Consider the following 21,964-nt stretch of genomic DNA (forward strand, 5'->3'; position numbering starts at 1 on the left):
GGCGCGCTCACGGGAGGACCACATGCTCAAGCACTCCACCCGGCGTTGGCTCACCGGATTGAGCGTCGCAGGCGCGCTCGTCGCGGCCTCCCCCACCCCTGCGGTCGCCGACGACCGTCCCTTCGTCGTTGGCGCGCCGAACCAGCTCGTCGCCCCCGGACACTCGACCCACGGATGGCTCATGGCGCATCCCACCAGGGACGACGAGGATCAGTGGCAATTCGGCAGGACCACGCTCGATCCGAGGTCGATGATTTCGCCACCGTCGAGCCGATGCCCGACGGCTGGGCCTGCGAGGCGTCGTCGAGCAAGCTGCACTGCGAGGTCGACCTCCCGAAGGGCCAGCACCCCCGGTTTGACTCTACACGCTCACCGGCAGGGACGGCGCGACCCCGGGGCAGCAGGGTGATGTCACGGTCACGATCACGTCCGGCGGCATCTCCGCCACCGCCACGGCCGGCATCACGATCGCCGAGGGTGTCGACCTCGTGAGCGACGAGACGGTCGAGGTCAGCGGTGCCCCGCGCAGCCGGGTGGGACTGCCCGGCGTGGTACGAAACGGCAGTGCGACCACGGTCAACGAAACGATCCTCATGCTGCAGGCATCCTGGCTCGTCACGTACGCCGGCGACTACTCCAACTGCGCGTCGCTCAAGGGCTTGAACGCCGTCTGCACCTTCGACACCCAACTGGAGGCGAACAAGTCCTACCAGCTCTCCGAGGACTTCCCGCTCATCCTGAACGAGGACGCCCGCACCGGTGCCGAGCTCCCGGTCACCCTCGACTGGTGGACGAAGGACGACTGGGTGCGCATTTTCAGGAACTGGCCGCTGCCCGGCCTCGAGCCGGGTCGCGGTGGCGAACTCCGCTTGGTCGAGCAGACCGGGGCGAAGGCCAAGGCCCAGCAGACCGACGTGAACCGGATGAACAACTTCACCCTGGCGTCGATCAACGTGACCGGCGACAACCCGGCGGATCTGGCGGCCAGGGGTGCCACCGCCAGCGGCAAGAAGGGTGAGGTGGTCACCGTACGGCCGGGCTTCACCAACCACGGTCCCGCAGCGCTCGAAGTCCAGACTGAGAAGATGCCGATCCGGATCACCATCCCGAAGGGCACCACCGTCGTCGACGCACCCCGCGGCTGTGTGCCGTACGTGCCGGGCGAGGGGTGGGACCCGAGGAACGCAGAGTGGGCCGAGCCGGGTGCCAAGGAGTACGCCTGCCGCGCCGGCGAGATCGTGGTAGGCGGTGAGGCGCCGTACGAGTTTGCGCTCCGCATCGACAAGGTGGTGGCGGACGCGACCGGCACCTTCGCCGTGAAGCTGGACGGTGACCCGAACGCGCAGAACGACTCCGCGAAGATCATCATCAACCCGACCGGCCACGGGGGCGGAGACGGCGGTCAGGGCGGCGGTGACGACCGCCCGACGCTCCCGATCACCGGTGACTCGATCGGCCTGATCACCGCCGTCGGCGGGCTGCTGCTCGTCGCCGGCACGGCCGGCTACCTGGTCGCCCGCCGCCGCAAGACCCGCTTCGTCGCCTGATCCACTCCCGGTGCCCCCGCCGTGGGTACGCCGTCGCCGGGTTCATCACCGACGGCGATTCGTTTCGGGTGCCCGCTCCAGGCAGCGCCACGGCGGCCCCCGCCGGTCGGGCGGGGGCCAGCGCGCGGTCAGTACGCGTAGGTGACCGAGATGGTGACGTTGGAGCAGGAGCTGGCCAGGCTGGTCAGGGCGCTCTTCTCGGCCGTGTCGACGGTGAGCCGCCAGCGGATCTTGGTGGCCACCCACTCGTTGACGTAACGGCACCGGGCGGAGCTGTACGACGGCATCCAGGTGGCCGGGTCCTGGTCGCCCTTGGACTGGTTGACGTTGTCGGTCACGGCGATCAGCGGGCGGGAGTCACCCAGGTCGTTGGCGTACGCCTGGCGGCGGCTGGTGGACCAGTTGCGGGCGCCGGAGTCCCATGCCTCGGCGAGCGGGACCATGTGGTCGATGTCCACGTCGCCGGTCGCCGTCCAGTAGGCGTTGTCGTAGTAGGAGTACCAGCGCCCGCCGGAGAGGGTGCAGGTGCCGGTGATCGTCGGCGCGGAGACGGCCTCGGCGAGCAGGATCTCGTTGCGAGTGTTGCACCCGTCGCCGTCGGCGTCGATCCAGTGTGGGAAGAGGTCCCGGCTGTAGCCGGTGCGGATCTCGGTGGCCACGGGCAGGGCCGCGACCGCGGTCCGCAGTGGGGAGGAGTAGCTGGCGGCCCAGGCGGGGTTGGCCAGGCCGACGGTGGCGGCGAGGGTGGCGGCGAGGGTGGTCGCGGCCACGCGCAGCGTACGGTTCATGATGCTCCGTCCGGATCGGAGGACTATCGTCTGTCATGTATATAGACAGATGCAACATTCCCACAACCAGGACTCCCAGGTGAACGCTCCGCGAACCCGCCGTGCGGCATCGCCCGACCGGGACCGTTGTCCCGCACCGTCCACTGTCGGCCGACCACGGCGGCCCGGCCACCACCTGAACGGTTGATGCCTCGTGGCGAGTCTCGGCGGTTAGATGCCGGTGACTGCCCCGGGCGGACGCGCCGGGCACAGCACACGGTGAAGGAAATCTACTGTGACCGGACTCTGGCCACGTCGTGGCCTCGCCGGCCTGGTCGCGTTGACGCTCGGCGTCACCGGCCTCGCCGTCATCACCACCGGCGGCGCCGCCGCAGCGGCACCGCACACCGAAACGCCCCCGTCGGTGCAGGTCGGCTGGACCGACTCAGCGACGCCGGCCAAGGCGTACAACTTGGCCGAGCAGGTCAACCTGCCACTCGGCACCCGGCTCGACGAGGACGGCGTGAGCCACACCTCCAGGGTCTACGCCACCTTCGACCTCTCGCAGTTCGAGGGCAGGAAGATCTACGACGGGAAGGTCTTCGTCACGGAGTACAGCGCGGCGGACTGCACCAAGCGGGCCGTTGAGATCTGGCGTACCAAGCCGGTGGGCACCACGCCCACCTGGAACCGCCGGCCCGCGCCGCTGACCAAGCTCGACGAGGTGCTCACCCCGAACTTCTGCCCGAAGGGATCCCTGACCTTCGACGTGGGGGCCGCCGTGCAGGACGCGATGGCACACAAGCAGCGCCGGGTGACCTTCGAGATCCGGGTGCCGGAGCAGTTCGAGAACGACCCGGCCTACGGCCGGACGCTCAGCTGGTCTTACGGCGTGCGCTCGTCGGTGGATTACAACTCGCTGCCGACGATCGACAGCGGCAACCTCTACAACGGCGGTGTCCCCTGCACCCAGCTGAAGCCGTATCCCCGGCTGGGCGGATTCGCCAACGTGCTCCAGGCCCTGGGCGCCGACCCGGACGAGTGGGACCAACCGAGCCTGGTGACGGAGTACGCCGTCTGGCCCAAGAACGACGCGACCGCGCGGACCGTGTTCACCGCGGATTCCAGCATGCCCGGCCGGGTCAGCACGGTCAACCTGCCGGCGGGAACCCTGGTCGACGGGAAGTCGTACGGCTGGCAGGCCCGCGCCGGTGACGGCACCGACCTCTCGGCCTGGTCGAAGAAGTGCTTCTTCACCTACGACGGCACCGCGCCCACGACCCCGACGGTCAGCTCGGCGAACTATCCGCCGTTCAGCTCGGGTGAATCGGCCCCGGTGGGCGTGCCGGCGACGTTCACGTTCTCCGGCAACGGGAACAAGGACGTGGCGGGCTTCGAGTACGGCTGGAACGGCCTCGGCGTCCCTGCATGTGCGGGGAGCGGCGACGTCGGGCAGCTCGAGTGCCCGGCCCCGTTCAGCCGGCCGAACTCCGTCAGGGCGGACGCCCCAGGTGGCTCGGCCACGGTGACCCTCAGCCCGGTCGGATCCGGGCCGCAGCGGCTCACCGTCCGGTCGATCGACCTGGCCGGCAACCGTTCCGAAGGCATCGAGTACATGACCCTCGTGCCCTCGATCGAGCCGGAGGTGCGAGTCGAGGGCGGGCAGCCGGAGTGGGGGCAGGATGTCCTGCTCAAACTCGTCCCGGCCAACGGCATGACGGGCGTCATCGAGTACGAGATCACCCTGGACGGGGGCAAGCCGGTTACGCGGCAGGCCGAGGAGGACGGCACGGCGTACTTCCGGTTCACCGCCAACAACCCCGACGGGCACCGCGTCTCCGTGCGCAGCCACAGCGCCAACGGCTTCGTGTCGCCGACGGTAGACTGGTCGACCTACTTCCTGCCCTGGCCGGGGGTGAAGTCGGACGTCTACTACTCCCCCGAGGACGGGCACGCCGTCGGCGGCGTGGGGGTGCCGGGCACGTTCACGTTCTCCCCGCCGCCCGGTTGGACGGACGTGGCCGGGTACCGGTACTCGTTCAACGGCGGCGAGGTCGCCGAGGCCCCCGCCGGTGGGGACGGCCGGGCCACGATCAGCTGGACGCCGACCGAGGCGGGTTACGTGACGCTGATCGTCCACGCCGTCAAGGCCGACGGCACCTGGAGTGACTACCCGAACTGGTACTCGTTCGAGGTGGCGGCCACCACCCCCTGACCGCCCGCGACGCGGAGGGGCCCGGCGATCGCGCCGGGCCCTCCGCGGCTCAGTCGTGCAGCTCGGTACGCCGGATCTCGGCGAACGCGGCGGTCAGCCACCCGTCGAGCGGCCGGCCGGTCCCAGCCAGCAGGTCGGCGAGCAGCAGTGGGGCGTGCCGGGCCAGCGCGGCCGGGTCGGGCGGGGTGGCGTCGTCGTCCGGGTCGTACACGCCGAGGGCGCCGGCCAGCAGCACCAGCACCACGTGCGGGTCGATGTCCGACTGCCAGCTCGCCGCGCCCCGCACGCAGGTCTCCAGCACCTGTCGGACGTCGTCGCCGTCGAGCCCGTCGGGGTGGGTCTCCTCCAGCAGCAGCCGGACCACCGCGCCGAGCACCAGACCGGACCGGTCCGCCCCCGCGAGCCGGTCGACCGCCTCGTCGTACGCCTCCCGGTCGCGCGCCCGGGCCGCGGCCACGGCCTCGGTGGCCGCCACGGCGATCTCGCGGGCCGGTGCGGGCAGGTGTCGCCAGGTCGTCGTCATCCCGACCAGGATCGCAGACCGACCCGCCGGCGTCGCCGACGCGGTACGGCGGGCACCCCGGCCGCTGCCCAGGACGGCGGGCGTGGGCCGCGTCACCACGGACTTCGCCGAGCGCGTACGCGCCGGAAAACGGCTCGCGGCCGGTCGTACCCTCCGCCCAGAATCGCCGGCATGCTGCGTCGCGCCCTGCCCCGTCGCCCGGAAGCCCGGCGGATCCTCGTCGGCACCCTGCTCTCGGCGATCGGTCGCGGCCTCACCCTGCCGTTCCTGTTCATCTACCTGACCGACGTGCGCGGCCTCTCCGACCCGCGCGCCGGCCTGGTCATCGGCTGGTACGGCGTGGTCACCCTGGCGCTGTCCCCGCTGGGCGGAACGTTGATCGACCGGTTCGGCGCGCGCCGGGTGGTGCTGCCGTGCCTGCTGGTCGAGGCGGCGGGCACGGGCTCGCTGGCCCTGGTCTCCGGGACCGCGTCGGCGTTCGCGGTGATCACGCTGGTCGCGATCGGCAGCTCCGCGATCTGGTCGGGGCAGAACACCATCCTCGCCTCGCTCACCGCCCCCGACGAGCGGCAACGGGTGTACGGCCTGAACTTCGCCCTGCTCAACCTCGGCATCGGGGTCGGCGGGCTGATCTCCGGGGCGGTCGTGGACGTCGCCCGCCCGGTGACCTTCCAGCTGGTCTACCTGCTCGACTCGGTGAGCTACCTGGTGCCGGCGCTGATCCTGATCAGCCTGCCGGGAGTCGGCCATCGGATCGCCGGCACCGGGCCGGGCGGGGGCGCGGCGTCGGCCGGGGGCTACCTGACCGTGCTGCGGGACCGCCCGTTCCGCCGGCTGGTGGTCTTCGGGCTCGTCCTCACCACCTGTGGGTACGCCCAGATCGAGGTGGGCTTCACCGCGTACGCCGTCCGGGTGGCCGAGGTGACCCCGCGGGTGGTGGCCTGGGCCCTGGCCGGCAACACCGTCATGATCGTGCTGTCCCAACTGGTGGTGATCCGCCGGATGGAGGGGCGCAGCCGGACGGGCGCGCTGGCCCTGGTCGGGGCGGTCTTCGCGGGCGCCTGGCTGGTTCTCGGCGCGGCGGGCCTGATCGGGCCCGGCAACGCGTTGGTCGCCGCGCTCGGCGTGGCGGCCTGCGCGACGATCTTCGGTTTCGGCGAGACGATGCTGTCGCCGGTGATGCCCGCCCTCACCAACGCCCTGGCCACCGACGAGCTGCGCGGCCGGTACAACGCGATGAGCTCGATGATCTTCGGAATCAGCGGGGTGATCGGCCCGGTGACCGCCGGCCCGCTCATCGGCGCGGCGGACGGACGGATCTGGGTGGCCGTCGTGGTCGGCGGCTGCCTGGCGGCGTCGCTGCTCGCGCTGTCCCTGCGCGGGCTGCTCACCTCCGCCCAGGACGGCCGGCCACCGGCCGCCGCGCCACCCCGAACCCCCCTCCCGACCACCTGACCCCGCCCACACCCCCACCCCCGCCGGGATCCTGCGGCTTTACGGCGCCGCACGGAGCCCGTCACGACTGCGGAGGTACGGCGGGCGGGACAGGGGGTGAGGGATATCCGGCGGGGCGTGGCGGTTTCGTCGGTGGCACCGGCCAGGATGGGAGGCGACGGGTGGCGGAAGGAGTTCGCGGATGACTGGGACGTCCCTGACGGAGGGCCGGGTGCGGTCGGCCGACGGCACGATCATCGCGTACGAGCGGTCCGGCGAGGGGCCGCCGATCGTGCTGGTGGGCGGCGCGTTCAACGACCGGTCGACCACCCGCGCGCTCGCCGCCGCGTTGGCGCCGAACTTCACCGTGTTCGGCTACGACCGGCGGGGGCGCGGCGACAGCGGCGACAGCGGCGACACCGCGCCGTACGCGGTGCAGCGGGAGATCGAGGACATCGCCGCCCTGGTCGGGGCGGCCGGCGGGGCGGCCCACCTCTACGGGCTCTCCTCCGGGGCGATCCTCGCCGCCCTGGCGACGGCCGCCGGGCTGCCGGTGACCGGGCTGGCCCTGTTCGAGCCGCCGTTCACCGTCGGGCCGCACGCCGGGTCCCGCAGGCCGATCGCGGGGCGGCTGGCCGAGCTGCTCGCCGCCGACCGGCGCGCGGACGCGGTCGAGTGCTTCATGGTGGAGGCGGTGGGCCTGCCGGCCGAGCAGGTGCGCGGGATGCGGCAGCAGCCGATGTGGCCCGGGCTGGAGGCGTTGGCCCCGACGCTGGTCCACGACACCACCATCACCGGGGACGGTGGCCTGCCGGCCGACCGGCTCGCCGCGATCGACGTGCCGACGGTCGTGGTCGACAGCACGGCCAGCCCGCAGTGGCTGCGTGACGCGACGCGGGCGACCGCCGAGGCGGTGCCGGGGGCGCGGTACGTGAGCCTGGAGGGCGGCTTCCACGAGGTGCCCCCGGAGCGGCTCGCCGCCGAGCTGCGCCGCGGCCTGATCGGCTGAGACGACGGTACGGCGGTCGGCTCCCCCCTCACGAGAGCCGACCGCCGCACCGGCCGGACGGGTCCGGCCCCCGCGGTCAGCAGTTGGTGTAGCTGCCGCTGCTCCCCCACGAGCAGGAGTCGATCAAGGTGCCGGCCGAGTTGCGCACGTACGCGGCGTCGCCGGTGTTGTTCCAGATGTACGCGCCCGACCCCCAGTAGCGGTGGGTCGAGGTGTTTGTGCCCTTGCCGGTGTGGACGTAAACGCTGGCGCCGGAAGCAAGCCGGAAGTCGCTGGTGAACTTGTAGACGTGGCTCGACTTGTCGCGCAGGGTCCAGGACTTCAGGTTGACGGTTGAGGACCGGCGGTTGGTCAGCTTCACGTACTCGGCGTTCAGGCTGCTGTTCGACCGGTTGTCGGTACCCGGCGAGTTGTAGTACACCTTCGTGATCTGGATGGCCGGGGTGGCGGCCTGCGCGGGTCCGGTCATGGTGAGCGAACCGCCGACGGCGAGGGCGAGGGCCATGGCGATACCGGTCAGCCTCTTGTTCAACACGATCCCCCACCTGTTGACGGCCGGCCCCTGGCGGCGCCGGCGTGGAACGTGCACCGAGGCTATCCACTCGGCCGGCCACTGTGGACGATACGACCCCCGCGCCGTCAACTACCGGCCGCGGGTCGACCGATCGCGGCCGAACGGCGTCCCCGGCCGGTGCCAACGGCACCCCGGTCCGCCGCGAACGGCACCCCGGTCCGACGCGAACGGCGGCGCACGTCAGCCGCCGAGCGCCCCCGAGACCAACGACTCGACGGCGGGACGCTCCCACCGGCCGGCCACCCCGGGCCGGTCCGCCAGGTAGCCGGCGATCCGTGGCGCGTCCCAGCCGTGCGCCTCGCGCAGGCCCCCGGCGAGCATCGCGAGGTACACCGGCGCGGGCGCGTTCCACTCGACGTCCCCCGCCCGACCCGGCGCGGTGAAGGTCAGCATCGGCACGCCGTCGCGGACGCCGGTGCGGACCAGCGTCTCGTACCGGCCGGGGCCGAGGGTGGCCCGACCCCGCGCGACGGCGACCTCGATCAGGTCGAGGTCGGCGCCGGGTGCCCGGTACATCTCCTGCGCGGCGAGGTCGGCGAACTGCTCCGTGGTGAGCAACCACGCCCGGGCCGCGGCCACCCCGGGCAGCTCGGGGTCGTAGAAGGCCATCCCGCCGGTCCAGGCCCGCGACTCCCCGGCGAAGTAGATCCCACCGGGCACCAGCACCGCCGCCGACCGGCGCGGCGGCCGGCAGTCCCGGCAGCCGGGGTACGTCCGCAGCCCGCCCGGGGGACGGCCCCCGCCCAGGTACCAGTTGAGCCGGGCGGCGTGCATGTTGGACCCGTACGCGACGTACCAGAGCAGGCCGTCCATGCCCCGACTCAGTACGCCCCGGTCAGGCCGACCCGCGCGGCCTGCGTGACGCGGCCGCCGCCGACGGCGGCCGGGTGGGTGTGACTGAGCTGGGCGATGAGCATCGCGTCCTCCAGGTCGGCCGGTGGATCCAGGCTAACGCCGGCCGCCCGAATCCACAGGCCCCGTCCACACCCTGTGGATAGCACATGTGTACGACAGTATTTGATCATGAAAAACCGGCGCTGAGCTGCGGTGAGTACGCTGTATCTGACGATCGCCCCTCCCCTGTCTGGAACCACGTGCGCGTAGCTCACCACCGGGTCGTCCGGGACGTCACGGTCCGCCTGCCGATGGCGTCGACCGCCGTCGAGGCGTGCCAGTGGACCGTCGCCGCGCTCGCCCGGTACGCGCCGGCCACCATCTCCGTCCTGCTCCACGTGCCGGACCGGCTCCGCTGCGTCGCGGCCACCGGCGCCTGGCAGGTCTTCTCGACCGTCCCGCCGAAGGCCGGCATCGTCGGCCGGGTGTACGCCTCCGGCACCGGCGCCACCGTCCCCGACGTCACCGCCGACCCCGACTACCTCCCGGTACGCCCCGACGTGACCGCCGAGGTCTGCGTGCCGGTGCTCGACCCGGCGGGCCGCCCGATCGGGGTGCTCGACCTCCAGTGGAGCGGGCCGGTCGAGCTGGCCCTGTGGCGGGAGACCGCCGAGCGCGTCGCCGGCCGGCTCGGTGCCCGGATAACGGCGCTGGGCGGCCCGCCGGCGGAGAGCCGCAGCGAGAAGTTGCTGCGGCACGCCGCCGCGCTGACCGTCGCCCCCACCGAGTGGGACCTGATGACCACGGCGATCTGCGCGGCCCGGGAGGTCTCCACCCTCTCCGCGGCGGTGCTGCTGCTGGCCGACGGGGCCGGCCCCCGGCTGGGCGCCCCGACCGGAACGCCCGGCGAGTTGGAGTCCCGCGTCCGGGCCGAGCTGACCGAGGCCGGCGCCCCGGCGCTGCACCGGATGATCGCCCGGGCCCACCGGCACGGCCCCGGCTACACCCTCGGGGAGGCGGGGCACCCGCCCACCGCGGAGTACCGCCCGCTCGCCGACGCCGGGGTGCGCACCCTGGTGGCGGTACCGGTCGGCCCGCCCGACCGGGGCGGGGTGCTGCTGGTCGCCGACGAGCGGCTGCTGCGGCCCGACCCGACCACCGTCAACCTGGTGGAGTTGCTCGCCGGGCAGGCGTGGACCTGCCTGGACCGGCTGCGCACGCTGGCCCGGCTGCGCGAGCAGGCCAGCTCCGACCCGCTCACCGGGCTGGGGCACACCGGGCCGTTCGGGCAGCGGATCGCCCGCGCCACGCCGGGGCGTACGGCCCTGCTGGCGATCGACGTGGACGGTTTCAAGGCGGTCAACGACACGTACGGCCACCAGGCCGGCGACCGGTTGCTGGTCGGGCTGGCCCGGGCGCTGGAAGCGGCGCTGCGCCAGGGCGACGAGCTGTACCGGATCGGCGGGGACGAGTTCGTCGCGGTGATCGAGGTGAGCCGCCCCGAGGAGGCGGTCCGGATCGCCGAGCGGCTGGCCGAGGCGGCCCGGAGCACCGGCCGCACCATCAGCGTCGGCGTCGCCCTGCCCCAGGCCGGCGAGCCGTCCGAGCAGACCCTGCGCCGCGCCGACCAGGCCCTCTACGCGGTCAAGCGCCAGGGCCGCGACGGCGTCCGCCTAGCCACCACGTGACCCTCCACCCCCACCCTCATCCCTTCGCACTTTCAGTGAAAGCGTGGCCATCCGCCGCCGCAAAGGCACTCTTTCTCGGAAAGTGCGGGAGAAGAGGCGGGCGGGGTGGGCGGGGTGGGAGGGGTTAGGGGCGGGGGGTTAGTTCCTTGGCCAGGAGTTCGGCGATCTGGGCCGTGTTCAGGGCGGCGCCCTTGCGGAGGTTGTCGCCCGTCACGAACAGGTCGAGGGCGCGGGGGTCGTCGACGGCGCGGCGGATGCGGCCGACCCAGGACGGGTCGGTGCCGACGGCGTCGATCGGCATCGGGAACTCCCCGGTGGCCGGGTCGTCGACCAGGATCACGCCGGGGGCGTTGCGCAGCGCCTCGCGGGCGCCCTCGGCGTCCACCTCCGTGCCGAAAACCGCGTGCACGGCCACCGAGTGACCGGTCACCACCGGCACCCGGACGCAGGTCGCGGAGACCTTCAGGTCGGGCAGCCCGAGGATCTTGCGCGACTCGTTGCGCATCTTCAGCTCCTCGGACGACCAGCCGCCGTCGGCGAGCGAGCCGGCCCAGGGCACCACGTTGAGCGCCAGCGGAGCCGGGAACGGCCCCAACTCGTCGCCGACGGCCTGCCGCACGTCACCCGGCCGGGAGCCGAGCACCCGGTCCCCGGCGATCTTGCCGAGCTGGAGGTGCAGGGTGTCCACGCCGGCCTGCCCCGCCCCGGAGACCGCCTGGTACGAGGCGAGCACCAGCTCGCGCAGGCCGTACTCGCGGTGCAGCGGGGCGATCGCCACGATCATGGCGAGGGTGGTGCAGTTGGCGTTGGCGATGATCCCCTTCGGCCGGTTACCCACCTGCTCGGGGTTGATCTCGGGGACCACCAGCGGGACGTCCCGGTCCATCCGAAACGCCCCGGAGTTGTCCACCGCCACCGCGCCCCGGCTGACCGCGACCGGCGCCCACTGCGCGGAGACGTCGTCCGGCACGTCGAACATCGCCACGTCGACGCCGTCGAACGCCTCCGGGGTGAGCGCCCCGACGGTCAACTCCTCGCCCCGGCAGCGCACCTGTCGCCCCACCGACCGCTCGGAGGCGAGCAGCCGGATCTCGCCCCAGACGTTGCGCCGGGACGACAGCAGCTCGCACATCACGGTGCCGACGGCACCGGTCGCCCCGACCACGGCAAGGGTGGGCAGCGACGGCATCGCCGCTACCGCCCGGTCCCCGCGTACACGACGGCCTCGGAGTCGCCGCCCAGCTCGAAGGCGTCGTGGATGGCCCGGACGGCCTTGTCGAGGTCGGTGTCCCGGCAGACCACGGAGACCCGGATCTCGGAGGTGGAGATCATCTCGATGTTCACCCCGGCGGCGCCGAGGGCGGCGAAGAAGCCGGCCGCCACGCCCGGGTGCGACCGCATCCCCGCGCCGATCAGCGAGACCTTGCCGACGTGGTCGTCGTAGAGCAGGCCCTTGAACTTGACCGGCTCCTGGATCTTGCTGAGCGCGGCCATGGCGGTCGGGCCGTCGGTCTTCGGCAGGGTGAACGAGATGTCCGTGCGGCCGGTGCCCTCGGTGGAGACGTTCTGCACGATCATGTCGATGTTGATCTCGGCGCCGGCGACGGTGTCGAAGATCCGCGCGGCGGCGCCCGGCTCGTCCGGCACCCCGACGATGGTGATCTTCGCCTCGCTGCGGTCGTGGGCGACCCCGGTGATCAGTGCCTGTTCCACGGGAAGGTCCTCCATCGATCCGGTGACCATGGTGCCGGTGTTGGTCGAGTATGACGAACGGACGTGGATCGGCAACCCCGCGCGCCGGGCGTACTCGACGCTGCGCAGGTGCAGCACCTTGGCGCCGCAGGCGGCCAGCTCCAGCATCTCCTCGTAGGTGATGTCCCGGATGTGCCGCGCGTTGGGCACGATCCGCGGGTCGGCGGTGAACACGCCGTCGACGTCGGTGTAGATCTCGCACACGTCGGCGTGCAGCGCGGCGGCCAGTGCCACCGCCGTGGTGTCCGAGCCGCCCCGGCCCAGCGTGGTGACGTCCTTGGTGTCCTGCGAGACGCCCTGGAAGCCGGCCACGATGACCACCGCGCCCTCGTCGAGCGCGCCCTTGAGCCGACCCGGGGTGACGTCGATGATCCGCGCCCTGCCGTGCACCGAGGTGGTGATCACGCCGGCCTGCGAGCCGGTGAACGAGCGGGCCTCGTACCCCAGGTTGTGGATGGCCATGGCGAGCAGCGCCATGGAGATCCGTTCTCCGGCGGTGAGCAGCATGTCCAGCTCGCGGCCCGGCGGCAGCGGGCTGACCTGGTTGGCCAGGTCGAGCAGTTCGTCGGTGGTGTCACCCATCGCGGAGACCACCACGACCACGTCGTCGCCGGCCTTGCGGGTGGCGACGATCCGCTCGGCCACCCGCTTGATCCGCTCGGCGTTGGCGACGGAGGACCCGCCGTACTTCTGCACCACGAGTGCCACGACGGTGCACTCCCTCCCAGCGTCCCTGAGCGTGCCGACGCCGCCGGGGAACCGGCCGGCGGCGCGTATCAGACCACATCAGGGTATCCGGCAGGCCGAACGGCCGGGTCAGGTGATCCCACCATCCGGCCCGCGCGGGCCGGGCCGGCCGCCGTCCCACCAGTTCGGCAGCGGGTACGCGACACGCCGGCCGGGCCGGTGTCGCACGGGTCCCCGGGCGGGGGCGGCGCACCGCAGAATGACCCGGTGCATGCCCACCGCCGCGTGGCCCGGCGCCTGACCGGCGTCCTCACGCTCACCCTGCCGGCCCTGCTCGCCGCCTGCGCCGGCGACCCGCCCGCCGCGACGACCTCGCCGCCGCCGAGCGACCCCGCGCCCGCCGCCGTCGACTCCGCCCGCGACGAGCTGGCCGCCCTGGCCGCGGCGGCCCAGGACCGGCAATTCACCGCCCGGTACACCCTCACCGGCGACGGCCCCGACCGCACGATCACGGTGACCAGCGCGAACGACGGCACCTGGCGGGTCGACGTCCCGGGTGGGGCGCTGGGCGGCACGGCGGACGTCTCGTTCGCCGGCACCGCCGACGGGCTCTTCCAGTGCGGCCTGCCGTCGGCCGGCCGCCCCGAGCCGGCGAGCTGCGTACGCCTCGGTGACCGGGACGACGCCGTCCCGGGGCGGCTGGACCCCCGGGTGCAGCACCCCTTCACCGACTGGCTGAAGGTGCTCACCGACCGGCGGGCACCGCTGGCGGTCTCTCCGGCCCGGCCGCCGGCGGGGGCGACCGGGGCCTGCTACTCGGTCGACTCGACCTCGGCCTCGCTGAACGCCCCGCTGGACGCCGGGATCTACTGCTACGCCCCGGACGGCACGCCGACCGCCGTGCGGACCGTGACCGGCACCCTCGTCCTGGCCGGTCCGGCCGCGCCGGCCCCGGCGACCGTGCAGCTCGCCGGCCCGGTGACGGACGGCGAGCCGCTCGGTGTCGCGGCGCCGAGCGGCGCCGAGCCGACGCCCGGGGCCACCGAAACGCCCTGACACCGCGTCCCGTTACGGGTGGTTCTGGACACATTCTTCGACCCCGAACTTCGCGCAAAATGCCCGATACGGGACGCTTGCCCCATGGCCGACCTCACCCCGCTGCTCGCCTTCCGCTGGAGTCCTCGGGCCTTCGACCCGACCGCCACGCTGCCTCCGGCCGACGCGGCCTCGCTGCTGGAGGCGGCCCGCTGGGCACCCTCCGCCGGCAACCGGCAGCCGTGGCGGTTCGCCCTCGGGCACCGCGACGACGAGACGTACAAGCGGATCCTGGTCAACCTGCCGGCGGCCGAGCAGCGGTGGGCCCGGCATGCCGCCGCCCTGTTGCTCGGCGCCCACTTGACCGCCGAGCCGGCCGGTCCCGCCGAGCCGGCCGGTGACGCCGAGCCGGCCGGTGACGCCGAGCCGGCCGGTGACGCCGACGGCGGGGCCGGGGCCGGCACGCAGGGTCACGCCGCCGGGCCGGCCCACTCGGCCGGGGTCGGCGGCGGTCACGGGCCGGCGGCGGCCGGTCCCGCCGGCCGGGCCGCGTACGACCTGGGGCAGGCGGTGGCGCACCTGACCGTGCAGGCCACCGCGCTCGGGCTGTACGTGCGTCAACTGGCCGCCTTCGACGCCGCCGGGCTCGCCGCCGACCTGGAGCTGCCGGCCGGGATCCGCCCCCTGGTGGTGGCGGCGGTCGGCCGGCTCGGCGACCCGTTCAGCCTGCCCGAGGAGTTGCTCCGGCAGGAGACCGGCCTGCGCCGCCGCCGCCCGCTGGCCGAGCTGCTGCTGCGCTGACCGGCCTGCCCTGACCCGGCCGGCCGGCTGCGACGTCGATCTCAAACTCCGGACCGACCTTTGCACCCCCCACCTCATCACGTAGGGTCACTCTGTCATGTGGCAGGCGCAGCTTCTCCTTGGTCGCCGCGACGAGGCCTGACCGGCCGGCACCTCGTCGCGGAGTCGAACCGCGCCGTCCAGCACATCCGAGTTTTCCATCGGCGCCTCGCGCCGACCCGGCATCGTCGCCGACCTTCCGATTGCTGACGCCACATGTTCAGGGGAGCACTCCGTCATGGCTCAACCCACCGACGCTGACACCGATCCCATCGCCCGCCAGCGCCCCAGCCGGATGCCGTACCAGCGGTACCAGCCGTACCACCAGCAGTTCCGGATCGACCTGCCGGACCGCGCCTGGCCGACCCGGCACGTCGAGGCCGCGCCCCGCTGGTGCGCCGTCGACCTGCGCGACGGCAACCAGGCACTGATCGACCCGATGTCCCCGGAGCGCAAGCGCCGGATGTTCCAGCTCCTGGTGCAGATGGGCTACAAGGAGATCGAGGTCGGCTTCCCGTCGGCCAGCCAGACCGACTACGAGTTCGTCCGGCAGCTCATCGAGCAGGACCTGATCCCCGACGACGTGACCATCCAGGTGCTCACCCAGTGCCGGGAACACCTGATCGAGCGGACCTTCGAGTCGCTGCGCGGCGCGAAGCGGGCGATCGTGCACTTCTACAACTCGACCTCCACCCTCCAGCGCCGGGTGGTCTTCGGGCTGGACCGGGACGGCATCACCGACATCGCCACCACCGGCGCCCGGCTCTGCCAGAAGTACGCGGAGATCCACGCCCCGGACACGGACATCTACTACGAGTACTCTCCGGAGTCGTACACGGGCACCGAGCTGGAGTACGCGCTCCAGGTCTGCTCGGCGGTGATCGACGTGATCGACCCGACGCCGGACCGGAAGCTGATCATCAATCTGCCGGCCACCGTCGAGATGGCCACCCCGAACGCGTACGCCGACTCGATCGAGTGGATGCACCGGCGCCTGCCCCGGCGGGACAGCCTGGTGCTGAGCCTGCACCCGCACAACGACCGGGGCACCGGTGTGGCCGCCGCCGAGCTGGGGCTGCTGGCCGGCGCGGACCGGATCGAGGGCTGCCTGTTCGGCAACGGCGAGCGCACCGGCAACGTCGACCTGGTGACGCTGGGGCTCAACCTGTTCTCCCAGGGCATCGACCCGATGATCGACTTCTCGAACATCGACGAGGTCAAGCGGGCCGTCGAGTACTGCAACCAGCTCCCGGTGCACGAGCGCCACCCGTACGCGGGCGACCTGGTCTACACCGCGTTCTCCGGCTCCCACCAGGACGCGATCAAGAAGGGCTTCGACGCCCTGCACGCCGACGCGGCGGCGGCCGGGGTGCCGGTCGACCAGCACGCCTGGGCGGTGCCGTACCTGCCGATCGACCCGAAGGACCTGGGCCGCACCTACGAGGCGGTCATCCGGGTCAACTCGCAGTCCGGCAAGGGCGGCGTGGCGTACATCATGAAGTCCGAGCACCAGCTCGACCTGCCGCGCCGGCTCCAGATCGAGTTCTCCGGCGTGGTCCAGCAGGTCACCGACCACGACGGCGGCGAGGTCGACCCGGGCACCATGTGGGAGATCTTCGCGAGTCACTACCTGCTCGACCACCAGCCCGACCCGGCCGTCACCCTGGCCGGCTACGCCATCGGCACCGCCGACGGCAAGGTCGAAATCGAGGCCCAGGTGGGCCTCGGCGGGCAGGTCCGGTCGCTGGCCGCCGTCGGCAACGGTCCGATCGACGCGTACGTCAACGCGCTCGGCTCGATGGACGTGCCGGTGCGGGTGCTCGACTACCACGAGCACGCGCTCTCCTCCGGCGGGGACGCGCAGGCCGCCGCGTACGTCGAGTGCGAGGTCGACGGCCGCACCGTGTGGGGCGTCGGGGTGGACGCGAACATCGTCACCGCCTCCGTGAAGGCGGTCACCAGCGCCGTCAACCGCGCCCGCGCCTGAGTCGCCCGGCGGCGCCCGGCACCCGCCGGGCGCCGCCTACCGCTTGTCGGGTGGGGTCGAGGCGGGCAGCGACGGGCAGGGCTGCGCACCCGGGGCCTCGCGGGGCGGGCGGTGGATCAGCAGCCCGGCCAGCACCGCCCCGGCCAGCAGCCCGCCGGCGCACCAGAGCAGCGCGCCCCGGAACGCGTGGGTCAGCGCCGCCTTCTGCTCGTACCCGGTCCCGCTGAAGCCGACCAGCAGTGGCAGCGCGGCGACCGCCAGCAGCCCGCCGGCCCGGGACGCCGCGTTGTTGAACCCGCTGGCCACCCCCGCGAACCGGTCCGCCACGGCGGCCAGCACCGAGGCGGTCAGCGGTGCCACCACCAGGGTCAGGCCCAGGCCGAACAGGGTCACCCCGGGAAGCACGTCCGTCCAGTACGACGCGCCCGGCCCCACCCCGCGCAGCAGCAGCAGGCCGATCGCGGCCACCACCGGGCCCACGGTCAGCGGCAGCCGCGGGCCGATCCGGGCCGACAGCGCCCCGGCGCGGGACGAGCCGACCAGCAGCAGGACCGTCATCGGGACGGTGGCCAGGCCGGTGAGCAGCGCCGACCAGCCCACCACGTTCTGTAGGTAGACGGCGAGGAAGAAGGTGAACCCGCCGAGTGCCGCGTACACCACCACCGTGAAGACGTTCAGCACCGAGAAGAGCCGGCTGCCGAACAGCTTGGTGGGCAGCATGGCGGTGTCGCCCCGGCGGCGTTCCACCAGCACGAACGTGCCGGCGGCGAGCACTCCGACCAGCGCCGACGCCAGCACCGGCAGCGAGCCGCCCCGGGCCGGCGCGTCGATCAGGGCGTACGTGACGCCGCCCAGGCCGAGCGCGCCGAGCAGCGCGCCGGCCACGTCGAAGCGCCGCCGCCCGACCCCGGTACGCGAGGCGTCCTCGTCGCGGCTCTCCGGCACCCAGCGCAGCGCGGCCAGCACCACCGGCACGGCCAGCGGCAGGTTGATGAAGAAGATCCACCGCCAGGAGAGGGCGTCGATCAGCCATCCCCCGACGAACGGGCCGAGCGCGGTGGAGACCCCGGCCAGGCCGGCCCAGGTGCCGATCGCCCGGCCCCGGTCGTCGGGGTGGAAACTGGACTGGATGACCGACAACGAGCCGGGGGTGAGCAGCGCGCCCCCGGCGCCCTGGAGAAACCGGGCCGCGACCAGCCAGCCGGTACCCTGGGCCAGACCGCACAGCGCCGAGGCGACGGCGAACCAGACCACCCCGATCAGGAACACCCGCCGCCGGCCGAACCGGTCGCCGAGCGCCCCGCCGAACAGCACGAACGCCGCCAGCATGAGCAGGTACCCGTTGATGGTCCACTGGAGACCGGCCACCGTGGCGCCGAGTTCCGCGCCGAGGCGGGGCAGGGCCACGTTGACCACGGTGCTGTCCAGGAAGACCATGCCGGAGGCGAGGATCGCGGCGAGCAGCGTCCCCCGGGCGGCGGTCGTGCCCATCCTGAGCGTGGATGCGGGTTCGGTCACGGGTACCCATCCTCCTCCGGTCGATTTGCCGGACGCCACGAATCACGGAAACGGTGCCGGGGTACTGTGCGCAATCGCCAGAAGCCCGCAAGCTGGAGAGGTGTCGTCTGTGCGTACCAGATCAGGACGTCGTGCGGCCCGGGTGGTCGCGCTCGCCGCGGCGCTCGCCCTCGTGGCCGCCGGCTGCTCGCCGGTCGACGAGCCCGAGGCCCCGCCCAGCGGCGGCGGCAACGTCAGCGAGCAGTTGGGCCAACTGACCGTCGCCAGCGCCGGCTCGATGAAGGGATACAGCCGCAACCGCTTCCCGCACTGGCGGAACACCGGGAAGAACTGCGACGTGCGGGACAGCGTCCTCAAGCGCGACGGTGACGACATCAAGTTCTCCGGCTGCAACGTGGTCGCCGGCCGCTGGGAGAGCGTGTACGACGGCCGGGTCTTCACCGACCCCTCCGACGTGGACATCGACCACACCGTGCCGCTGGCCAACGCGTGGCGCTCGGGGGCGGACGAGTGGGACGACGCCAAACGGGGCGACTTCGCGAACGATCTCACGAGACCCCAGCTCCTCGCGGTTTCCGCCTCCTCCAACCGGTCAAAGGGTGACCAGGACCCGGCCCAGTGGAAGCCGGCGAACCGGTCATACTGGTGCCAGTACGCCGAGGACTGGGTGACGGTCAAGCACCACTGGCGGCTGACGGTGACCAGTGCCGAGAAGGCCGCCCTGACCGACATGTTGGAGGGCTGCACATGGGCGAGCAAGCCGTGACCGGGGCAGGGGCGACACCCGCCATGGACGAGACGCCGGACGCGGGCGGGAACGACGCGGCGACCGGCAGCGGCGACGCGGCGACGGGTGCGACGACAGCCGGCGGGCCGACCACGGCCGGGATGACCGCGGACGGCGCCCCGGCGGCTCCGGCCGACGTCTCCGGCGCCGGCATGTCCGCCGACGCCGGGGCCACCAGCGCCGCGGCGGCCCCGCCCACGGGCCCGCCGGCCGGCGGCGGGGCGCAGAGCCGCACGGCCGACTTCGTGCCCGGCCCGGGCGGCGTGATGACCGACGAGGTGGGCGTGGTGACCGGCGAGCTGACCCTGCGCACCGAGTACGCCGACGGCCAGGTCACCCTGCGCGTGCAGTACCGGGAGGCCGACGAGTGGTACGCCGTCACCGGTGGCCGGGCCCCGCTGGCCGACCCGGCCGGGCTGGACGCGGTGCACGCGATCGCGGTGGGCCTGCTGAACCGCCCCGAGGGCTGACCCGCCCCACCGGCCGCCGGCCGTGACCGGCCCCTTGCCCCGCCGAGGGCGTCGACAAGGGGCCCTTGCTCACACGTACGAGCCGGGTTCGGTGGGGGCGGAGACGACGGCCGGGGTCGCGCCCTCGCCCTCGGGCCGGACGATCCGCGCGCTCACCTTGTGCGGGCGCAGCTCGCCGCTGGCGATCCGCTCGGCGAAGTGGCAGGCGACCCGGCTGCCGCCGATGTCCCGCAGCGCCGGCCGCTCGTCGGCGCACCGGGTGGGCTGGGCCCACGGGCAGCGGGTGTGGAACCGGCAGCCCGACGGCGGGTTGGCCGGCGACGGCAGGTCCCCGGCGAGCAGGATGCGCTCCCGCCGGTCCTCCACGTCCGGGTCCGGCACCGGCACGGCCGACATCAGCGCCCGGGTGTACGGGTGCAGCGGCTCGCTGTACAGCCGGTCGCTCGGCGCTTCCTCGACCAGCGCGCCCAGGTACATCACGCCGACCACGTCGGAGATGTGCTTGACCACGGCGAGGTCGTGGGCGATCACCAGGTAGGTCAGGCCGAGATTGTCCTGGAGCTCGTCGAGCAGGTTCACCACCTGGGCCTGGATGGAGACGTCCAGGGCCGAGACGGGCTCGTCGGCGACGATCAGCTCGGGGCCGAGCACCAGGGCCCGGGCGATGCCGATGCGCTGCCGCTGGCCGCCGGAGAACTCGTGCGGGTACCGGGACAGCGCCCAGCGGGGCAGCCCCACCGCGTCGAGGGTCTCGCCGATGATCCGCCGCCGGTCGTCCCGGTCGGTCCCGATGCCGTGGGTCTGCAACCCCTCGGTCAGGATCGACTCGACGTTCTGCCGGGGATCCAGGCTCGACATCGGGTCCTGGAAGATCATCTGCATCCGGCGGCGCATGGTGCGCAGCTTTCCGGCCGGCAGCCGGGTCAGCTCGACGCCGTCGAAGCGGACCTCGCCGCCGGTGGGCGGGGTGAGCTGGAGCAGGGCCCGGCCGAGCGTGGACTTGCCGCAGCCGGACTCGCCGACCAGCCCGTACGTCTTTCCGCGCGGGATGCTCAGGTCGACCCCGTCGACCGCCTTGACGTGGCCGACCACCCGGTCGAGGAGGAGTCCCCGCTTGATCGGGAAGTGCACCTTCAGGTCGTGGACCTCGACGAGGACGTCGCTCTCGGTCACGGCTTCTCCTCCTCGCGCGGGGCGGGCACCGGACCCGCGGTCGCGTCGTCGGCCGGTGCCGGGCTGGCGCCACCGGCCGCCGGGGCGGTGCCCGGGGCCGGGGCGGTCGCGGTCCGGCCGCCGGTGGCGGCCGGGGGCACGGTGCCGCCGACCGGGGCCGGGTTGACGCACCGGTAGCTGCGGCCGTCGTGGGCGAGCACCAGCTCCGGCGGCTCCCCCACGCACTCGTCGACGCGGCGGGCACAGCGCGGGGCGAAGGCGCAGCCGTCCGGCCAGGCCAGCAGGTCGCGGACCGAGCCGGGGATCGGGTTCAGCCGCTCGCCGCGCCCGGCGTCCAGGCGCGGCACCGAGCCGAGCAGCCCCACCGTGTACGGGTGCCGCGGCTCGCGGAACAGCGGGCGGCGGCGGGCCGTCTCCACCACCCGGCCGGCGTACAGCACGTTGATCGTGTCGCACATGCCGGCGACCACGCCCAAGTCATGAGTGATCATCACGAGCGCGGTGCCGGAGTCCCGGACCAGGTCCTTGAGCAGCTCCAGGATCTGCGCCTGGATGGTGACGTCCAGCGCGGTGGTCGGCTCGTCGGCGATCAGCAGCCGGGGCTGGCAGGCCACCGCCATGGCGATCAGGGCGCGCTGCCGCATGCCGCCGGAGAGCTGGTGCGGGTACTCCCTGAGCCGACGGCGCGGGTCGGGGATGCCGACCCGGTCGAGCAGGTCGGCGGCCTCCTTCTGGGCCGCCTCCCCCCTCATCCCCCGGTGCCGGGTCAGCACCTCGGTCACCTGTAGCCCGATCGGGATCACCGGGTTCAGCGAGGAGAGCGGGTCCTGGAAGATCATCGCGACGTCCCGGCCCCGGATGTCCCGGCGGGACCGGTCGTCGAGCTGGAGCAGGTCCGTGCCGTCGAACACCGCCTTGCCGCCAACCCGCAGGCCGGGCTGCTTGGGCAGCAGGCCCATGATGGCCAGCGAGGTGACGCTCTTGCCGCAGCCGGACTCGCCGACCAGGCCGACCACCTCGCCGGCGTCGACGGAGAAGGACACCCCGTCGACGGCGTGCACGGTGCGCTGACCGCGCCGGGCGAAGGTGACGGAGAGATCGTCCACTTCGAGCAGTGCCATGAC

19 protein-coding genes are annotated in these 21,964 nt (G+C 73.2%); 10 read left to right on the top strand and 9 right to left on the bottom strand.

Features of this window, described 5'->3' with window-relative positions; genetic code table 11:
- Positions 1–488 precede the first annotated feature (488 nt).
- On the top strand, positions 489–1,547 hold the full coding sequence (locus C5N14_RS30060) for an LPXTG cell wall anchor domain-containing protein (RefSeq protein ID WP_117673069.1): 1,059 nt from the start codon (positions 489–491) through the stop codon (positions 1,545–1,547).
- Positions 1,548–1,675: 128 nt separating this feature from the next.
- On the opposite strand, the gene C5N14_RS30065 is transcribed toward C5N14_RS30060, so the two are convergent.
- A complete protein-coding gene (locus C5N14_RS30065; protein ID WP_117673071.1) occupies positions 1,676–2,335 on the bottom strand; it encodes an HNH endonuclease family protein in 660 nt (219 codons plus the stop codon).
- 274 nt (positions 2,336–2,609) lie between these two features.
- Between C5N14_RS30065 and C5N14_RS30070 the strand changes: the two genes are divergently transcribed.
- A complete protein-coding gene (locus C5N14_RS30070) occupies positions 2,610–4,529 on the top strand; it encodes a hypothetical protein (RefSeq protein WP_117673073.1) in 1,920 nt (639 codons plus the stop codon).
- Positions 4,530–4,578: 49 nt separating this feature from the next.
- Here the strand turns inward: C5N14_RS30070 and C5N14_RS30075 are convergent, their stop codons facing one another.
- The gene (locus tag C5N14_RS30075) at positions 4,579–5,052 is read right to left on the bottom strand and encodes a hypothetical protein (RefSeq protein ID WP_117673134.1); all 474 of its coding nucleotides are present in this window, start codon (positions 5,050–5,052) and stop codon (positions 4,579–4,581) included.
- Between the two features lie 171 nt (positions 5,053–5,223).
- On the opposite strand from C5N14_RS30075, the gene C5N14_RS30080 reads away from it, so the two are divergent.
- Together C5N14_RS30080 and C5N14_RS30085 are read left to right on the top strand one after the other, a co-directional pair.
- On the top strand, positions 5,224–6,507 hold the full coding sequence (locus tag C5N14_RS30080; RefSeq protein ID WP_117673075.1) for an MFS transporter: 1,284 nt from the start codon (positions 5,224–5,226) through the stop codon (positions 6,505–6,507).
- Between the two features lie 181 nt (positions 6,508–6,688).
- The gene (locus C5N14_RS30085) at positions 6,689–7,495 is read left to right on the top strand and encodes an alpha/beta fold hydrolase (RefSeq protein ID WP_117673077.1); all 807 of its coding nucleotides are present in this window, start codon (positions 6,689–6,691) and stop codon (positions 7,493–7,495) included.
- 76 nt (positions 7,496–7,571) lie between these two features.
- Here the strand turns inward: C5N14_RS30085 and C5N14_RS30090 are convergent, their stop codons facing one another.
- Both C5N14_RS30090 and C5N14_RS30095 read right to left on the bottom strand, forming a co-directional pair.
- Entirely contained in the window at positions 7,572–8,030 is a 459-nt protein-coding gene (locus C5N14_RS30090; RefSeq protein ID WP_243640243.1) for a lamin tail domain-containing protein, read from the bottom strand.
- A 219-nt stretch (positions 8,031–8,249) separates the two neighbouring features.
- Positions 8,250–8,882 (bottom strand): histone deacetylase, encoded by a 633-nt coding sequence (locus C5N14_RS30095; protein ID WP_117673079.1) that lies wholly within the window; start codon positions 8,880–8,882, stop codon positions 8,250–8,252.
- Positions 8,883–9,214: 332 nt separating this feature from the next.
- On the opposite strand from C5N14_RS30095, the gene C5N14_RS30100 reads away from it, so the two are divergent.
- A complete protein-coding gene (locus C5N14_RS30100) occupies positions 9,215–10,591 on the top strand; it encodes a diguanylate cyclase (RefSeq protein ID WP_243640245.1) in 1,377 nt (458 codons plus the stop codon).
- Positions 10,592–10,715: 124 nt separating this feature from the next.
- Here C5N14_RS30100 and C5N14_RS30105 read toward each other — a convergent pair whose 3' ends face one another.
- The gene (locus C5N14_RS30105) at positions 10,716–11,780 is read right to left on the bottom strand and encodes an aspartate-semialdehyde dehydrogenase (protein ID WP_117673082.1); all 1,065 of its coding nucleotides are present in this window, start codon (positions 11,778–11,780) and stop codon (positions 10,716–10,718) included.
- A 5-nt stretch (positions 11,781–11,785) separates the two neighbouring features.
- Positions 11,786–13,051, bottom strand: coding sequence for an aspartate kinase (locus C5N14_RS30110; RefSeq protein ID WP_117673084.1), 1,266 nt, complete (start codon positions 13,049–13,051; stop codon positions 11,786–11,788).
- A gap of 246 nt (positions 13,052–13,297) precedes the next feature.
- Here C5N14_RS30110 and C5N14_RS30115 point away from each other — a divergent pair, with 246 nt between their 5' ends.
- The 3 genes from C5N14_RS30115 (at position 13,298) to leuA (ending at position 16,892) form a co-directional block, all read left to right on the top strand.
- Entirely contained in the window at positions 13,298–14,086 is a 789-nt protein-coding gene (locus C5N14_RS30115) for a hypothetical protein (RefSeq protein ID WP_243640248.1), read from the top strand.
- A gap of 84 nt (positions 14,087–14,170) precedes the next feature.
- Positions 14,171–14,866, top strand: a complete 696-nt coding sequence (locus tag C5N14_RS30120) for a nitroreductase family protein (protein WP_117673086.1) — start codon at positions 14,171–14,173, stop codon at positions 14,864–14,866.
- Positions 14,867–15,143: 277 nt separating this feature from the next.
- Positions 15,144–16,892: a 2-isopropylmalate synthase gene (leuA, locus tag C5N14_RS30125; protein WP_117673087.1), complete on the top strand. Its 1,749-nt coding sequence runs from the start codon at positions 15,144–15,146 to the stop codon at positions 16,890–16,892.
- A gap of 36 nt (positions 16,893–16,928) precedes the next feature.
- Here the strand turns inward: leuA and C5N14_RS30130 are convergent, their stop codons facing one another.
- Complete coding sequence (locus tag C5N14_RS30130) at positions 16,929–18,383, bottom strand: MFS transporter (protein WP_371685940.1); 1,455 nt, start codon at positions 18,381–18,383, stop codon at positions 16,929–16,931.
- A 136-nt stretch (positions 18,384–18,519) separates the two neighbouring features.
- On the opposite strand from C5N14_RS30130, the gene C5N14_RS30135 reads away from it, so the two are divergent.
- The gene (locus C5N14_RS30135) at positions 18,520–19,176 is read left to right on the top strand and encodes an HNH endonuclease family protein (protein ID WP_117673091.1); all 657 of its coding nucleotides are present in this window, start codon (positions 18,520–18,522) and stop codon (positions 19,174–19,176) included.
- A complete protein-coding gene (locus C5N14_RS30140; protein WP_117673093.1) occupies positions 19,158–19,667 on the top strand; it encodes a hypothetical protein in 510 nt (169 codons plus the stop codon). Before C5N14_RS30135 ends, C5N14_RS30140 begins: the two co-directional genes overlap by 19 nt.
- Positions 19,668–19,736: 69 nt before the next feature.
- On the opposite strand, the gene C5N14_RS30145 is transcribed toward C5N14_RS30140, so the two are convergent.
- Together C5N14_RS30145 and C5N14_RS30150 are read right to left on the bottom strand one after the other, a co-directional pair.
- Positions 19,737–20,840 (bottom strand): ABC transporter ATP-binding protein, encoded by a 1,104-nt coding sequence (locus tag C5N14_RS30145; protein ID WP_117673095.1) that lies wholly within the window; start codon positions 20,838–20,840, stop codon positions 19,737–19,739.
- On the bottom strand, positions 20,837–21,961 hold the full coding sequence (locus tag C5N14_RS30150) for an ABC transporter ATP-binding protein (protein WP_117673097.1): 1,125 nt from the start codon (positions 21,959–21,961) through the stop codon (positions 20,837–20,839). Before C5N14_RS30150 ends, C5N14_RS30145 begins: the two co-directional genes overlap by 4 nt.
- Positions 21,962–21,964 lie beyond the last annotated feature (3 nt).

Origin of the sequence: Micromonospora sp. MW-13 (assembly GCF_003434305.1) — a bacterium.
In the GTDB taxonomy this organism is placed as follows: Bacteria; Actinomycetota; Actinomycetes; order Mycobacteriales; family Micromonosporaceae; genus Micromonospora.

What these genes read in the sequence shown, in the direction of transcription:
- leuA (WP_117673087.1), top strand. Translation starts at nt 15,144, where the DNA reads ATGGCTCAACCCACCGACGCTGACACCGATCCCATCGCCCGCCAGCGC.
- C5N14_RS30080 (WP_117673075.1), top strand. Translation starts at nt 5,224, where the DNA reads ATGCTGCGTCGCGCCCTGCCCCGTCGCCCGGAAGCCCGGCGGATCCTC.
- C5N14_RS30140 (WP_117673093.1), top strand. Translation starts at nt 19,158, where the DNA reads ATGGGCGAGCAAGCCGTGACCGGGGCAGGGGCGACACCCGCCATGGAC.
- C5N14_RS30085 (WP_117673077.1), top strand. Translation starts at nt 6,689, where the DNA reads ATGACTGGGACGTCCCTGACGGAGGGCCGGGTGCGGTCGGCCGACGGC.
- C5N14_RS30150 (WP_117673097.1), bottom strand. Translation starts at nt 21,961, where the DNA reads ATGGCACTGCTCGAAGTGGACGATCTCTCCGTCACCTTCGCCCGGCGC.
- C5N14_RS30130 (WP_371685940.1), bottom strand. Translation starts at nt 18,383, where the DNA reads ATGGGCACGACCGCCGCCCGGGGGACGCTGCTCGCCGCGATCCTCGCC.
- C5N14_RS30095 (WP_117673079.1), bottom strand. Translation starts at nt 8,882, where the DNA reads ATGGACGGCCTGCTCTGGTACGTCGCGTACGGGTCCAACATGCACGCC.
- C5N14_RS30100 (WP_243640245.1), top strand. Translation starts at nt 9,215, where the DNA reads ATGGCGTCGACCGCCGTCGAGGCGTGCCAGTGGACCGTCGCCGCGCTC.
- C5N14_RS30075 (WP_117673134.1), bottom strand. Translation starts at nt 5,052, where the DNA reads ATGACGACGACCTGGCGACACCTGCCCGCACCGGCCCGCGAGATCGCC.
- C5N14_RS30065 (WP_117673071.1), bottom strand. Translation starts at nt 2,335, where the DNA reads ATGAACCGTACGCTGCGCGTGGCCGCGACCACCCTCGCCGCCACCCTC.
- C5N14_RS30105 (WP_117673082.1), bottom strand. Translation starts at nt 11,780, where the DNA reads ATGCCGTCGCTGCCCACCCTTGCCGTGGTCGGGGCGACCGGTGCCGTC.
- C5N14_RS30120 (WP_117673086.1), top strand. Translation starts at nt 14,171, where the DNA reads ATGGCCGACCTCACCCCGCTGCTCGCCTTCCGCTGGAGTCCTCGGGCC.